The 14,684-nt window shown below is 60.0% G+C and carries 10 protein-coding genes and 1 pseudogene; all 11 read right to left on the bottom strand.

Annotated features, from left to right (window positions below):
* Window positions 1-359 precede the first annotated feature (359 nt).
* Window positions 360-3,137 carry a glycoside hydrolase family 2 TIM barrel-domain containing protein gene (locus VF639_RS16150; protein WP_331146960.1) on the bottom strand — a complete coding sequence of 926 codons (2,778 nt, stop codon included), beginning with the start codon at window positions 3,135-3,137 and terminating at the stop codon, window positions 360-362.
* Between the two features lie 298 nt (window positions 3,138-3,435).
* On the bottom strand, window positions 3,436-5,847 hold the full coding sequence (locus VF639_RS16145) for a glycoside hydrolase family 2 TIM barrel-domain containing protein (protein ID WP_331146959.1): 2,412 nt from the start codon (window positions 5,845-5,847) through the stop codon (window positions 3,436-3,438).
* Between the two features lie 244 nt (window positions 5,848-6,091).
* The gene (locus VF639_RS16140) at window positions 6,092-7,207 is read right to left on the bottom strand and encodes a VWA domain-containing protein (protein ID WP_331146958.1); all 1,116 of its coding nucleotides are present in this window, start codon (window positions 7,205-7,207) and stop codon (window positions 6,092-6,094) included.
* 43 nt (window positions 7,208-7,250) lie between these two features.
* The gene (locus VF639_RS16135) at window positions 7,251-7,613 is read right to left on the bottom strand and encodes an Imm51 family immunity protein (RefSeq protein ID WP_331146957.1); all 363 of its coding nucleotides are present in this window, start codon (window positions 7,611-7,613) and stop codon (window positions 7,251-7,253) included.
* Window positions 7,614-7,872: 259 nt separating this feature from the next.
* A complete protein-coding gene (locus tag VF639_RS16130) occupies window positions 7,873-8,412 on the bottom strand; it encodes a peptide deformylase (RefSeq protein WP_331146956.1) in 540 nt (179 codons plus the stop codon).
* Between the two features lie 403 nt (window positions 8,413-8,815).
* A complete protein-coding gene (locus VF639_RS16125) occupies window positions 8,816-10,267 on the bottom strand; it encodes an amidohydrolase family protein (protein WP_331146955.1) in 1,452 nt (483 codons plus the stop codon).
* Between the two features lie 493 nt (window positions 10,268-10,760).
* Entirely contained in the window at window positions 10,761-11,951 is a 1,191-nt protein-coding gene (locus tag VF639_RS16120) for an NRAMP family divalent metal transporter (RefSeq protein WP_331146954.1), read from the bottom strand.
* Window positions 11,948-12,730 carry a LamB/YcsF family protein gene (locus VF639_RS16115; RefSeq protein WP_331146953.1) on the bottom strand — a complete coding sequence of 261 codons (783 nt, stop codon included), beginning with the start codon at window positions 12,728-12,730 and terminating at the stop codon, window positions 11,948-11,950. The genes VF639_RS16120 and VF639_RS16115 overlap by 4 nt, the downstream gene beginning before the upstream one ends.
* Complete coding sequence (locus VF639_RS16110) at window positions 12,727-13,737, bottom strand: 5-oxoprolinase subunit C family protein (protein ID WP_331146952.1); 1,011 nt, start codon at window positions 13,735-13,737, stop codon at window positions 12,727-12,729. The genes VF639_RS16115 and VF639_RS16110 overlap by 4 nt, the downstream gene beginning before the upstream one ends.
* On the bottom strand, window positions 13,727-14,470 hold the full coding sequence (gene pxpB, locus VF639_RS16105) for a 5-oxoprolinase subunit PxpB (protein WP_331146951.1): 744 nt from the start codon (window positions 14,468-14,470) through the stop codon (window positions 13,727-13,729). Before pxpB ends, VF639_RS16110 begins: the two co-directional genes overlap by 11 nt.
* 94 nt (window positions 14,471-14,564) lie before the next feature.
* Window positions 14,565-14,684 (bottom strand): annotated as a pseudogene (locus VF639_RS25500) (IS982 family transposase); the annotation flags it as partial.

The following is a 14,684-nucleotide window of genomic DNA, read 5'->3' as shown; positions in this document are numbered from 1 at the left end:
GGGGTAGCCACGTAGCGGCTTCAGGTTTGTAGAAAAGGAGTCAGGAAGAGCAACAGCGCCGCGTAGCGGTGCCAGAAACGCTCGCAAGTCTGGCACCGCTACGCGGCGCATAGCATCTTACGGGTCTAAAACTACAAACCTGAAGCCGCTACGCGGCTACTTCGCAACTTGAGTTTCTTACTTGTCTTACTTGTGCCGCTGGGCTTGCCAACTACCAGCTAACAGCAAAGGCCATGAGCTGCAGTGTGAAGCTTATGCTTCGTGCTGCAACCCATGGCCTTTGCATGAGTGGTGGGGTAGTACCTGGTGTTTCTACGACGCGCCTTGTTTAATCGACCAGTCGTTTGGTTGGAAGTGGCTTACCGGAAGTCGAAGTACAGTACGCCCTGCTGGAAATCGGTGTGGCCGTTGGCATTGGTTATGTTTTGCTGGCTCATGGGGCCCAGGTCCACCGGCTTCTGGCTTTTGGTACCGATGGCGCTGATGCCATGCAAAAACGAGATGCCACCCGCCGCCGGGAACGGCGCCACCGAGTTGGTGCGGGCCGCAGACTTGGGTACGGCCGGGTTGAGCATGTGCAAGTAAATGTTGTCGCTACCCGAGAGCACCGTGAAGTCGGCCTCGCGGGTGCGCACGCGGGCCCCGTAGAAGTTGGCGTAGTAGCCCTTGAACTCGGGGTAAACCCAGGTTTCACCGGTCACGGTGTTGTTGTAGGTTTTGTTCCAGGAGTTGAGAGTGGTGCCTTTGAGGCGGTTTTTCCAGACCCGGTACGGGCCGTCGGCGAGCAGCTGCATGCCGGTTACCTGGTCTTCGGGGTAGTTGAAGGTGACGCCGAGCATGTCGCGCGGGCCGCCTTGCTGGTACTGGTAGCGCAGCTCCAGCCAGCCCGAAGGATACATGGTCCACTTCACCCGGAACCGGTCCCGCCCCTGAAAGCGCGTTTCTACCACGTGGGTGCCCAGGGTATCGGAATGGCGCAGGCGCTGAAACTGCGCGTCGGTTTCGAGGAGCACGGGGCCGTTGGTGAGCGAAATGGTTTTTTTAGCGTTCCGCACGCCTTTCAGCAGGCCCGTTTTCTTGTCTATTGTCACTTCCACACCGCTTGCCGACATAGTAAGCTGGTCGGCATCTTCGCGGGTTGTGATGGCGCCGGTGCCTTTGGTCATGAGCCGGCTGGCAATTTGCTCGGGTCGGGAAATCGGCCACGACCAGGTGTAGATTTCGTGGCCCGTGCGGTCGTTGGCCGTCAGGTAGAGCACGTCGTAGCTGTTCCAGCCCGTGGGCAGCGGGATGGTGAACGTGCCGCTGGTTTGGGGCAGCAGATTGGGCGCGGGGGCGGTGCCGGCAAGCACCGTGGTGTCGGCCGGGTTCAGGCTGCCGAACTTCTTGAGTTTCCAGCGAAACGTACACTCACTCAGGTTGGTGTAGTGGTAGCGGTTTTCAATGGTTAGCTTGCCATCAAACTGCGGGGTGATGTAGCGCTTGGCAAAGTAGATAGGCGCCCATATTTCCTTGATGGTGTAGAAGCTGGCTTCCGTCTCCCGGTACGGACCCAGGATGCCATCGGCGGCGGCATTGCCCTTGGTATCCAGCTCGCCTTTCTGGTCGACCCGCACGACGGCCTGGTCGCAGAAGTCCCACAAGAAGCCGCCGGCCGAGTTGGGACGGCTGCGCATCAGGTTCCAGTAATCGTCGAGGGCGGCGCCGTGGCCCCCGTCGTAGAGGCCGTGCAGAAACTCGGTAGGGAAGAACACGTCGGGGCCGTTGAAGAATGTATTCAGGCCGTAGTTGTAGGGCATGTAGTGCGTGGTGTTCATCCCGTTGATATTAATCCAGGGGTGAATCACGGGGCGTTTCTGGGGGTCGTATTTCGGGTAGTCGGGCAGCAGGTCGTAGTTGAAGCCGCCTTCGTTGCCGTTGGCCCAGAGTACAATGCTAGGGTGGTTGACATCTTTCAGAATCATCTCCTTGACCAGCTTACGGCCCACTTCGGTGTCGTAGGGGGGGTATTGCCAGCCGGTTAACTCGTCAATCACGAACAGGCCCAGCGAGTCGCACACTTGTAAAAAGTGCTCGTCGGGCGGGTAGTGCGACATGCGCACGGCGTTCATGTTCATGTCCTTGATCAGGTTGACATCCAGTTCGCTCACGCGGCGGCTGGTCGTGCGCCCCGAGGTAGGCCAGAACGACCCCCGGTTGACCCCCTTGAACATGATTTTCTGCCCGTTCACGTAGAAGCCGTCGCGCTGCCGCAGCTCCACGGTGCGAAAGCCGAACGTTTCAGTAACCGAGTGCAGCGTGGTCGCGCCGTTTTTCAGCGTTACTTCCACTTTGTAGAGGTTGGGGTACTCGGACGACCATAAAGCGGGGTTCTCAAACTGCCCCTGCAACTGCACCATGGTGCTGCCCGCGGGAATGGAGGCCGTAATGGGCGACCCCATCGGCTGCCCGGCGCGGGTTTTCACCTGCGCCTGCACCGTGGTGGCCGTTTTCACATCCGCCAGATAAGCATCCAGCCGCAGTGAGCCATCAGCCTTGGCATCGAGGGCCAGGCGTTCGAGGTGTTCTTCCGGATAGCCCTCCAGAAACACCGGCCGAAAAATACCGCCAAACACCCAGAAGTCGGCGGTACGCTCGGCCTCGTTCACCGACTTGTTGGCCGACACTTTACGCACGGTCACTTCCAGTTTATTTTTCTGGCCTACTTTCAGCAGGGGCGTGACGTCGTAGCGGAAACGGTAGAAGGAGCCCTGGTGGATGGGGCCGGCTGACTGCCCGTTCACCTTCACTTCGGTATCGGTCATCGAGCCGTCGAACACCAGAAAGATGCGCTTCTGCTTCCAGGTGGCCGGCACCGAGAAAGTATGCCGGTACATGCCCATTTCCTCGGGGTCGCCTATTGAGCCATAGTTGAAGGTGCCGAAACCCTGTGCTTCCCAATTAGATGGCACCCCAATTTTGGTCCATTTACCGCTGTTGCGGCCTTTCGTGCACATAAAGTCCCACTTTACCGGGTCGTCTTTGCCCCGGCCCGTCAAGTACTGAATTTGAGTGGGCTGGGCGGCGGCATTGAGACTGAACAGGCAGAGCAAGCTCAGTAAAAGCCGCGCAACACTTTGTTTAAGGGGTACTTTCACAACCATAGATTTTGATTTTCCTCGGTGAATGAATGGGATTGGAAGCAGCATGGGGTACCCTGCTAAAAGGGCTCACGGGGCGCTAGTTTAGACATAATTCCCAACTGATACCCGGTTGGTTGCAATCATTTCTTAGTGATGCCATAAATAAGGCCCGCCTCGTCACAGCCATTACTGCTGTTTTGCAGGAAGTGAGGGGCGGAAAATCACAAGCCCGTGCCCCGTCCGCGCCCTCTAAAGCAACGGAAAGCTAGCTCTGCGCAACAGTAGCCAAGTAGCCAAGCTTGCCCCAGTACTGCTACCGTGCTTCAACTGTTACTTCGGCGGCGGGTAAGCCATCGGAAGTGGCTCGTAGTGTCAACCTGCCAGCTTTTTCGCCGGACTTTACCACTACCAAAGCGCGGCCCTGCCAGGCGTTTCGTTGGGGGCGCTGGTAGCTTTCGGTGCTGATAGGGTTGGCGTTGCCAACCCCGATGATGGTACCAGGGCCGCTTAGTTCGAACTTCAGGGCGTTTTCTGCTTTCTGGTGGCGCACGCCTTTGCTATCAAGTAGCTCGACCGTGATGTAGCTCAGGTCCTGGCCGTTGGCTTTGAGGGTTGGGCGGTCGGCGGTGAGGGCGAGGCGGGTGGGTTGGGCGGCAGTGCGCAGCGCAGCGGTGCCAACCTGCTTTTTGCCGTTGCGGCCAATGGCTTTTAGCTCGCCGGGCTGGTAGGGCACGGTCCAGGTGGCGGTGTACTGGGTGGAGCGGTTGGTGGGCTTGGTGCCGAGGCTCTTGCCGTTGAGCTGCAGCTCCACTTGCTCGCAGGAAGAATACACTTCCACGGTCAGCGGCTTATTTTCCTGGCCGGGCCAGGTCCAGTCGGCCAGCACGTCGCGCCATTCCCACTTGCTCCATTCTTCTTTGTTGGGGTTCAATGGGAAAGACGGGCTAGGCGGCTTCACGAAGACAGAAACCTGATTCTCTTTCCAAAGCGCGTCGCGGTAGTAGGATTGGGGGCGTTTCCAGCCGCAGATGTCGATGTCGCCGCAGAAGGCCAGGTTCCAGGGGTAGAAGTTCTGGTACTGCCAGTAGCCGAGCCAGCCAATACTGGCCTCGCCGATATAGTCGAAGGCGGTCCACACAAAGTCGCCGACTACGTAGGGATGGTCCAGCGTTTTCATCCAGCTGTCAAAGGCTTCGAGTGGGTACGTTTCCGAGCCGTACATCACCCGGTTGGGCAGGCGGGCGTGGTCCTGGGCGTAGATGTCTTTCTGGTGATGGTCGCCACCGGCGGCGTAGTTGTAGCCGGCTACGTCGAGCTCGGCGAAGTAGGGGTCTTTGTCGGGAGCGAGCCCGTTGACGGCGGCCGTGATGGGCCGGCTGGTATCGAGGGTGCGGATGAAGTCGGCGAGCTGGCGGGCCGTTTTCACTCCTTCGGGTTTGCCGCGCTCGGGTATCTCGTTGCCAAGGCTCCAAAGGATGATGCTCGGGTGGTTTCGGTCGCGGAGCACCATGTTGGCCACATCTTGCTGCCACCACTGATCGAAGTACAGGTGGTAGTCGTAGGGGTTTTTAGCTTCCCGCCACTGATCAAACGCTTCGTCGATAACCAGCATGCCCAGTCGGTCGCAGGCGGCGAGCAGGGCTGGGGAAGGCGGGTTGTGGGAGCAGCGGATGGCGTTGTAGCCACTGGCTTTCAGTAGCTCGATTTTGCGCTCCTCGGCCCGGTCGTAGGCTTTGGCGCCCAAGGGGCCGTTGTCGTGGTGGAAGCAGCCGCCTTTGAGCTTCAGTTTCTGGCCGTTCAGGCGGAACCCGTTTTGGGTGTCAAACGAAATCGTGCGGATGCCGAAAGGCGTTTCTTGCTGGTCGAGCAACTGCTGGCCCTGGTACACTTCCGTAATAGCCGTGTAGAGCGCCGGCTTATCCACCGACCACCGTTCCGGCGACTTCACCGCCAGCGTCTGCGCCACAGTGGCCGCGGCGCCGGCCGCTACCGTTTGCTTGGATTCGGTGCGGGCTACTTCCTGACCTTTGGGGTTGCGCAGGCGGGTAACTAGCGTGAGCTGCGCGGGCTGCGCGCTTTGATTGCGGAGCTGCGTGGCGGCTTTTACCTGCACCGAAGTAGCGGTGATTTCCGGCGTGGTCAGGTAGGTGCCCCACTGCTCGATGTGTACCGGCGCCTGCACCGTGAGCCACACGTGCCGGTAGATGCCCGAGCCCGAGTACCAGCGGCTGTTCGCGCCTTCGTTTTTTACTTCCACAGCCACCACGTTGCTTTCCCCAAACTTCATTTTGTCGGTGACATCGTACCAGAAGCTGGTGTAGCCGTACGGGTGCCGCCCCAAGGATTGCCCGTTCAGCCACACCTCGGCGTTCATATAGATGCCGTCGAATTGCAACTGTACGCGCTGGCCTTTCTGGGTGGCGGGCACCACAAAGGTTTTGCGGTACCAGCCGGTGCCCCCCGTTGTGAAGCCGCCGCTGGTTTGGCTGACGGCATCCGGCTGGAAAGGCGAGAAAGTGCCCGGCAAGTCCTCGATACTCCAGTCGTGGGGTAGGTCGACGGGTTGCCACTTGGTATCGTCGAAGCCGGCTTTTTCCGCGCCCTGCGCCCCGCCGCGGTGGAAACGCCAGCCGGCATCGAAGAGGGTGGTTTTGGCGGGTAGGTTTTGCGCGTGCATAGTCAGGGGAAAGAGCAGCAAAACGAGGAGCAGGGCAGTAGGTTTCATAGGAATGTAGCGGAGGCACGGCCGGAAGGCGAATGTACAGCCTCCGGCCATACTGCCACGCAACAGAATTTTATAGCAGCATAGGCTGTAGCGCGAAGCCTGCGCTTCGCGTACCGTTGAACGACTGGCACCGCGCCGTTGCAATAGCAGTCGTTCAACAACTCACCAAGCGGGAGCTTCGTGTTATCTTGTTCAATCTCGGCAACAGCGCGCGAAGTTCAGGCTTCGCGCTGCATCTTGGCCATTATAACTTCAGTTCCCGGCCCTGAATAGCGGCGGCCATCAGCTCCGGAAACTGCGTGGGCGTGCAGGCGAAGCTAGCAATGTCGAGGGCGGCCAGCTTTTCGGCTACGCGCCGGTCGAAGCTCGGGGCACCTTCGTCGGAGAGGGCCAGCAGGGCCACTACGGTTACGCCCGCAGCGCGTAGCGCGGCGGCGCGCTTGATCATCTCGGCTTCGTTGCCGCCTTCGTACAAGTCGCTGACGAGGACTAAAATAGTATCGGTGGGGCGGGTGATGAGCTGCTGACAGTAGGTAAGGGCCAGGTTGATGTCGGTGCCGCCGCCGAGCTGCACCCCGAACAGCAAATCCACGGGGTCCTGCAGATTTTCGCTTAGGTTAACCACGGCCGTATCAAACACCACCATGTGCGTTTTCACGGCTTTGATGGAAGCCAGCACCGCCCCAAACACGCCCGCATACACCACCGACGACGCCATCGAGCCGCTTTGGTCTACGCACAGCACGATTTCCTTCAGCGCCTGCCCCCGCCGCCCGAAGCCAACCAGCCGCTCGGGAATGATGGTGCGCTGGGCCGGCTGGTAATGCTTGAGATTCACCCGAATAGTAGCCCCCCAATCTATTTCGCGGTAGCGGGGACGGGGGTTACGCACGGCCCGACTCAAGGCGCCCTGCACGGCCTGCCGCAATGGGTTTGAAAGCTTCAACTCTAGCTCCTGCACCACTTTGCGCACCACTTCGCGGGCGGTGTGCTTCACTTTCTGCGGCATTACGCGGCTCAGGGAAAGCAGCGTGCCCACCAATTGCACGTCGGCTTGCACGGTGCGCAGAATTTCGGGCTCCATTAACAACTGCTGCAAGCCGAGGCGGTCCATGGCGTCGCGCTGCATCACGGCCACCACGTCGGCGGGGAAATAGGTGCGGATGTCGCCGAGCCAGCGGCTCACGCGCGGGGCCGAGCCGCCGAGGCCGGCTTTGCGCTCTTTGCCTTCCTGCTCGTCGTAGAGAGCCGCTAGCACCTGATCCATGCCCTGGTAGTCGGGCGGGAGCGGCGTTTGGTTGTCGGCGTCGGCAGCAGAGCCAAGCACCAGTTTCCAGCGGGCAGCGGCGGATTCGGGCATAAATAGGGAGCAGAGAGGCGTAACGCAAGCAACTAAAAGATTCTTACTCGAAAAAGTCGCCGGGGTCGGTTTGGCTGAGGTACTTGTTTAGGCTACCAAGGTCGCCGAAAATGGGGTGAATCAGGCGCAGAAACTGCTCAGCAGAGGTGCGGCTGTCGGTGTAGACACGGAAGGTTTCGCCTTCGCCGGCTAGTTCCACATGGTCAAACAGTTCGGGAGCGTGCTCTTCCAAGATGGTTTCGATGTGCTCGGCCCACGAGGCACCGCTGCCGCTGTAGCCGTGCTTCTCGAACACATTATAGTAGTCGTCCATCTCCGAAAGGTCCACCACGATGCGGTACTTGCGCTCAGGGGTTGCGTGCTCCTGTAAATCGAAGACAACGAAAGGGGCGTAGATATTAGCCATGGTCGAAAGGTAAGGCAGTAGCAGATGAATCTTGGTGCCTTGCCCGAAACCACCCGTCATGCTGAGCGCAGCCGAAGCATCTCGCGTGGTGCGGTAGTTACTACTCCTGCGTCAGCACGCGAGAGGCTTCGGCTGCGCTTAGCATAACGGATATGACACCGGCAGCAGGCGAGAGGCTTCGGCTTTGTTGCTCCCTAGCTTAATTTGCCACAGGCGGACGCCAGATCAAGCAGAACAGATTTAATTGCCAAACGGCTGCCTAAGGCCGCCCGTATGGGCTGTCGGCGCGGTATTGGCGCTCGAATTCTTCGCGGGAGCAGAGGCTTTTCACGTCTACCATCCGGTCGAGGGAGAGGATGCCGTCGAGGTGGTCGATTTCGTGTTGGAGTAGCTCGGCGAGGTCGTCTTCGCGGCCGGCGTGGGTTTCGTGCCACTGGCCAGCGAGGTCCTGGTAGCGCACCGTAATCCACTCGTAGCGTTCTACTTGCATGAAAATAGACAGGAACGACAGGCAGGCATCCCACACCACCATCTTCTCGGGACTGTGGGCCACGATGCTCGGGTTGATGAACGGCCACACCGGACGGCCCGGCAGGCGCAACAGAATCACGCGCTGCAACTCGCCAATCTGCGGAGCCGCAATGGCGCGGCCATAGCCGGTGGTTTCGCGCCAGTGGGCTACGGTGTCGGTCAGGTCCGTTACGAGGGCGGCCACGGCCGGCGCAGTCGGATCGGCGACGGGTTGGGCTATCTGGCGCAGAATGGGGTGGCCGAGTTGTAAGATGTCACGAACGGGCATAGGCGCTTCTTTACTTCTAAAACTAGAGTTAAAAGTAGCTGATCTTACACAGGCGGGTCGTTCTGACGGGGGCCTCACCCCCTAGCCCCCTCTCCCGTGGAGAGGGGGGACTAGCGCTAGTAAATACTAGTCCTAAAAAGCTACAATCTAATTCCCCTTCTCCTCAGTTGAGGAGGGGTTAGGGGTAGTTGACCAACCGTTGTTTATCTAGAACGTCATGCTGAGCGTAGCCGCAGGCGAAGTCGAAGCATCTCGCGTGCTGAGGTTGCAGTAGGTAAGAGTATACCACACTAGCGAGATGCTTCGGCTACGCTCAGCATGACGATATGACTACAACATCAGCAACGACTGTCAACCACCCCTAGCCCCTCCTCGGCTGAGGAGGGGAACTAGTTTTAGCCTTCTAAGGCTGATGTTTTACGTCTTGCATCATTTGGCGCAGGTCGGTGGCGGTATAGACTTTACCGTGGGTGATGACTGCGTTGATCTTGCGCAGGTTGGTGATGTTTGCCAGCGGATTCTGGTCTAGGAGTACGAGGTCAGCGTCTTTGCCTTTTTGGATGGTGCCGGAACGCTTGTCGGCTTTCAGGAAACGTGCGCCGTTGACGGTGGCTGCTTGCAGCGCTTGTACGGGGGTGAGGCCCGCCTGTACCATCAGCTCTAACTCGCCGAGCAGGGAGGTGCCGGGGTACACGTAGGAGTTGGACGCGCCGCTGTCGGAGCCGGCTAGTAGTGTTACGCCGGCTTTTTGCATGGCTGGTACTAAGGTGGTGAACTTGGCGCCGAGCTGCTTATTGAAGGCGCGGGTTGTGGCGGATTGCGCCCGGGCGCCCGCCAGGCGGCGGGCGTAGGTGGCTTGAATCTTGGGGTCGATGTAGGCGAGCAGCGTGTCGCGCGAGTGGTCGGTTTCGGGGAGTTCCGCCAGCAGCTTCTGGATGTAGAGCGTAGGCACGACGGCCGTTTTGTTGGTTACCAAGGTGCGGTAGAGGCGGGTGGCCGTGGCGGGGTCGTAGGTGCGGTAGATGGCGGGCAGTACGGCAAACAGGCCGAGCGGCTTGGGCGTGCTGAGGCTGTTCTGGACGGCCTTGGTGATGCTGTCTTCCTTGGCGGAACAGCCTTTAAACACATAATAGAGATGCTCCGAGGCATCGAGGCCCCGCTCGGAAGCTTCGCGCAAGGTGGCGGTGTAGGGCATGTGGCCGGTGGTGGTCATGCCCCGTTTTTCGGCCGCGCTGATGGTGTTGAGAAAGGCGTCGCGGGAGATGGTGCTTTCGTAGAGCTTCACGTAGTCCACCTTCAGAGCCTGCAACGAATCCAGCGCCTTTTCAATTTGCGCGGGCGTTTCAACTTCCAGCGAACCGGCCCAAAAGGCTTTTGGACCATCAATCTTGGGGCCGGAGGTGTAGATAGTGGGTCCGGGTAGTTGCCCTGCCCGGATTTGCTGGCGCCAGGAGAAAACCGCGGGTGTCAGGTCGCCGCCGGCGTCGCGCACGGTGGTAATGCCGTGGGCCAGGTAGAGGGGTAGCAGGTTGCGGTTGGCAGTGATGAGCGAGTCGCCGCCCCGGAAGTGCACGTGCATGTCCCACAAACCCGGAATCAAATATTTGCCGCGGGCGTCCAGCGTTTTCTTGGCGGCCGGCGGGGCGGGGGTCGACTTGCTGAGCTGTTGAATCAGGCCGCCACTTATGCCAAGCGTCTGATCGGGCAGTACCCGGCCGGTCTCTACGTCCACCACATTGGCATGAGTGATGACGAGGTCATAAGGAGCTTGCGCGGGCTTTTGGGGCTGTTGGCTGGCGTAACCTGCGGCTAGTAGCGGTAGAGAGACGGCAAGTAGACGGTAGACGAGTTTCATAGCAGGTGTTGGAAAGGAGCGGTAAGGAAAGTAAAACTTGGTTGGAAACGCTCTTTAGCATTCCAGAACGTCACTGTGATTTTAGAACATCATGCGGAGTATATGGCATATCAAGCCAAGGGCCGAAGCATTTCGCCTGCTGATATTGTAGTCCTATTGTCCTACTGAGCTTGTCGAAGCATCTGGCGTGCTGGCGTATGAGTAGTAACCGTCATGCTGAGCGCAGGCGTAGCCGGAGTCGAAGCATCTCGCTCGCATCGTTGCAACGGCCAAGGGGTTTACCACGCGAGCAAGATGCTTCGACTCCGGCTACGCCTGCGCTCAGCATGACGGTTAGTTTAGCAACGTCAGCAGGCGAGAGGTTTTGCTCCTTGGGTTAATACTTCACATGCTCAGTACGACTAATATACTTTGGCAAGGTTAGCACCTGAGAGGTTTAAACCTCGTTGCACTGCGCTTAGCAGCGCGAGCCGATTAAGTGCTACTGGTGGGTTCACTTGAAAAGCCCCGACACCTGCTCCACCAGTACCGCACCGCTCATGCCCGTCATGACCAGCACGACCAGCAGCCCAAAGACGGCCAGCCACAGCGGGTGCCGATAAGTGCCGACTACGTCGCGGCGGTAAGCGGCTACGAGTAGCGTGGCGAGCGTAATCGGTAGGATAAAGCCGTTCAGGGCCCCGGCCCACACCAGCAGGCTCACCGGCTTGCCGATGGTTACGAAAATTAGCGTTGACACAACGATGAAGGCCATGATGAAGCGGTTTTCGTGGGTGGCTACGCTTGGGAGCAAGGACTTTAGGAAGGAAATGGAGGTGTAAGCGGAGCCGATAATAGACGTAATAGCCGCCGCAAACATCACCACGCCAAAGAGCTTGTAGCCCACCTGCCCGGCCGCCAGCTGAAACACCGAAGCCGGCGGGTTGCTGGCGTCAATGGCTAGTCCGCGGCTCACTACGCCGAGCGTGGCCAGAAACAGGAACACCCGAATCAGGGAAGCCACCGAAACGCCCATAATGGCGCTTTGCGTCACGTGGGGCAGGGCGGCCGGTCCTTTGATACCGGCGTCGAGCAGGCGGTGGCCGCCGGAAAAGGTGATGTAGCCGCCCACCGTGCCCCCGACCAGGGTGATGATGGACGTTAGGTCGATGCGGGAAGGAGCCACAGTACGCAGGGCGGCTTCGGCCACGGGAGGGTTGGTGGTTACGGCTACGTAAATGATAATCAGAATCATCACCAGGCCCATGAGCTGGGCAAACCGGTCCATGACCGGGCCAGCCTCGCGCACCAGAAAAATAGCCAGCGACATAGCCGCCGCCAGCAGCGCGCAGGTCGCGACCGGAAGGCCGGTGAGCACCTGTAAACCGAGGCCCGCGCCGCCCACGTTGCCGATGTTGAAGGCCAGGCCGCCAAGCACGATAAGGGCGGAAATAAAGCCGCCGAGGCCTGGTAGTACCCGATTGGCAATGTCCGGCGCCCGCATTTCCGAGACGGCAATAACCCGCCAGATGGTGAGCTGCACGCCAATATCGATGATGATGGACGTCAGAATCACGAAGCCGAAGCTGGCCCCCAACGATTCGGTGAAGACGGTGGTTTGGGTGAGGAAGCCGGGGCCTACCGCCGAGGTGGCCATCAGAAACGCGGCCCCGAGGAGCACGCCCCAATTGCGCGCCGGCCTCATGCGGCGGCGTTGCGCAGGCCGGCCTGCACGCTGATACCTTCCTGTTGCAGCCGCGCTCGAATCTGTTGGGCAAACTCCAGCGCGTGCGCGCCATCGCCGTGGATGCACACGGTATCGGCCTGCATGGCTACGTCTTCGCCCGACAAGGCCCGCACCTGGCCTTCTTTCACCATGCGTACTACCTGGTTGATGGCGGCGGTGGCGTCGGTAAGCAGGGCATTGGGCTGGCGGCGCGGGGTGAGCGTGCCGTTGGGCTGGTAGGTGCGGTCGGCGAAAACCTCGTGGGCAGTGGTTAGGCCGAGCTTCTGGCCGGCGCTAATCAGGGCGCTGCCGGCCAGGCCGTAGAGGCAGGCTTCGGGGTGCACGCGGTACACGGCTTCGGCAATGGCCTCGGCCAGGGCGGGGTTCACGGCCGCCATGTTGTAGAGCGCGCCGTGGGGTTTTACGTGGTGCAGAGTGCCACCCTCGGCCCGCACAAAGGCCAGCAAAGCACCAATCTGATAGACCGTCATGTCGTAGGCTTCTTCTGCCGATACCGCCATTTCGCGGCGGCCGAAGCCCACCAAATCGGGTAGGCCGGGGTGGGCCCCGATGGCCACCTGTTGCTGTAGCGCCAAGCGCACGGTGCGCTTCATAATGGCCGGGTCGGCGGCGTGGAAGCCGCAGGCAATGTTGGCAGACGTAACGAACGGTAGAATGGCTTCGTCGTGGCCTAGGGAGTAGGCGCCGAAGCTTTCCCCCATGTCGCAGTTCAAATCGACGGAGTACGGTTGGTTCATTGGTGGCAGGCGGTGAGCTGGATGGCTTGGGCGAGTTGGTGGAGGGTGCGTTCCTGGTGCAGGTAGGCTAGCTGAGCTTCAGCTAATGACACTTCCTGAAAGCGAATCTTACTGCCCAACGGCAGTTGCGCCAGGCAGGAAAAATCAGCGGATATCACCTGCGCGATGCGCGGGTAGCCGCCGGTGGTTTGATGGTCGGCCATCAAGATAATAGGAAGACCAGCAGCCGGTACTTGCACCGTGCCGAAAGTAACCGCCGTAGACAGGATTTCTTGCTGGTTGTGGCGTTGCAGCTCCGGACCTTGCAGCCGGTAGCCCATCCGGTCGGAGCTTGGCGTGACGGTGAATTCCTGCGTCCAGAAATCCTGCTGGCTCACCTCAGTGAATCGCTCGTACTCCGGCCCCCGCATAACCCGGATGGTAGCCGCTCGGGTAGGGGAGCTATATAATGGCGGGGGGATGCTCCAGCCCGCGGCCACCCACGGCGGGGCGGGGTGAGCGGCAGTTAGTTGCGCGCGCAATTCACTGCCAAGTTCCGTGGGCCTGGTGGCCGGCATTACGTCGCCGGCCTGCAAGGCGCGGCCCTCGAAACCTCCAATACCGGCCCGTAGGTAGGTGGAGCGGCTGCCAAGCACCTCAGCAACCGCCAACCCACCCGACACCGCCAGGTAGGCTCTGTATCCCTTCCGGGCCGGGCCAAAGGCCAACTCGCAGTCCCGCGTTACGGCCACGGGCCGCCGCAGGGGCATGGTTTGGCCGTTGAGAGTAGGCGAGAGGTCGGCCCCGGTCAGCGCAATTAGGTGGTCGGCTTCAAACCGAATAGTGGGTCCGCGCAGCGTAATTTCCAGTCCCGCCGCGCCTTCCGGGTTGCCCACCAGCAGGTTGGCTTCACGCAACGCCCGCGCATCCATCGCCCCGCTCACGATAACGCCGGCTTGCCGGTAGCCGAAGCGCCCCGCATCCTGAACGGTAGTCAGCAAGCCCGGACGAATGATGCTAAGACTCATGCTCCTGCAGTTGGTAATATTCCTGCTCGGTGATGGGCACAAACCGCAGCCGCTGCCCCGCCTGCAACAAGCTCGGCGACGCCGCTTCGGGCGTGAACAGGCGCCGTGGCGTGCGGCCAATGAGCTGCCAGCCGCCTGGCGTGGGCAACGAGTAGATGCCCGTCTGCTTGCCCGCTATGCCCACCGAACCCGCTGGCACCTCGGCGCGGGGCTGGTCTTTGCGCGGGGCCGCCAATTGCTCGTCCATGCCCCCCAAATACGGAAATCCCGGCGCAAACCCTATCATGTACACCAGGTATTCCGGCGCGGTGTGCAAGCCAATAACTTGCTCCGGCATAAGCCCCGTGTGCCGGGCCACCCACTCCAAATCAGGCCCGAAGCTTCCGCCGTAGCATACCGGAATTTCCACTATTGGCGAAGCAGCAGAATCGGCGGGTACCTGCACCTGATTCAGCAACTCCTGTAGCTGGCTGGCTACCTCCGCGTACGGGTCGAGGCGCCCGGCCTGGCTGGCCAGCCAGGAATTATAATAAACTGTAAGCGTAGTGAAGGCCGGCACCTGCTCAAGGAAACCAGGAAACGGATGTTCCTTTAGATAAGCCCCCACCGCCTGAATGGTGCGGTGAATTTCCTGGCTGATGGCGTCGCCGAACTGTAGCACGATGGTCGAATCGCCTAGCGCATAGAGCTGCACCGGATTGTTCGTGGGAAGTTTGCCAGGCGAAGGAGGCATCGACTAGAATGGAGTTAAACGTACGAGCTAAGTAAGGTCAATAAGGCTAAAAGAGCTAGTCCTTCCAATAAATCTAGCTAACCCAAGTTGCAGCCTATAGGCCGGCTTGGTGCAGAGCGTGAGCAAAAATGAAGAGGGCAATTTTTAACGCAAATCCAGCAGCCGTTACGGCGTGGATTTGTTTGGGAAAGCGCGCTGTAAGTTGGCTGAAGCA

Origin of the sequence: Hymenobacter sp., from assembly GCF_036387835.1 — a bacterium.
In the GTDB taxonomy this organism is placed as follows: Bacteria; Bacteroidota; Bacteroidia; order Cytophagales; family Hymenobacteraceae; genus Hymenobacter.
The sequence above is the reverse complement of the archived record's forward strand: the minus strand, read 5'-3'. Positions and strand labels throughout refer to the sequence as shown.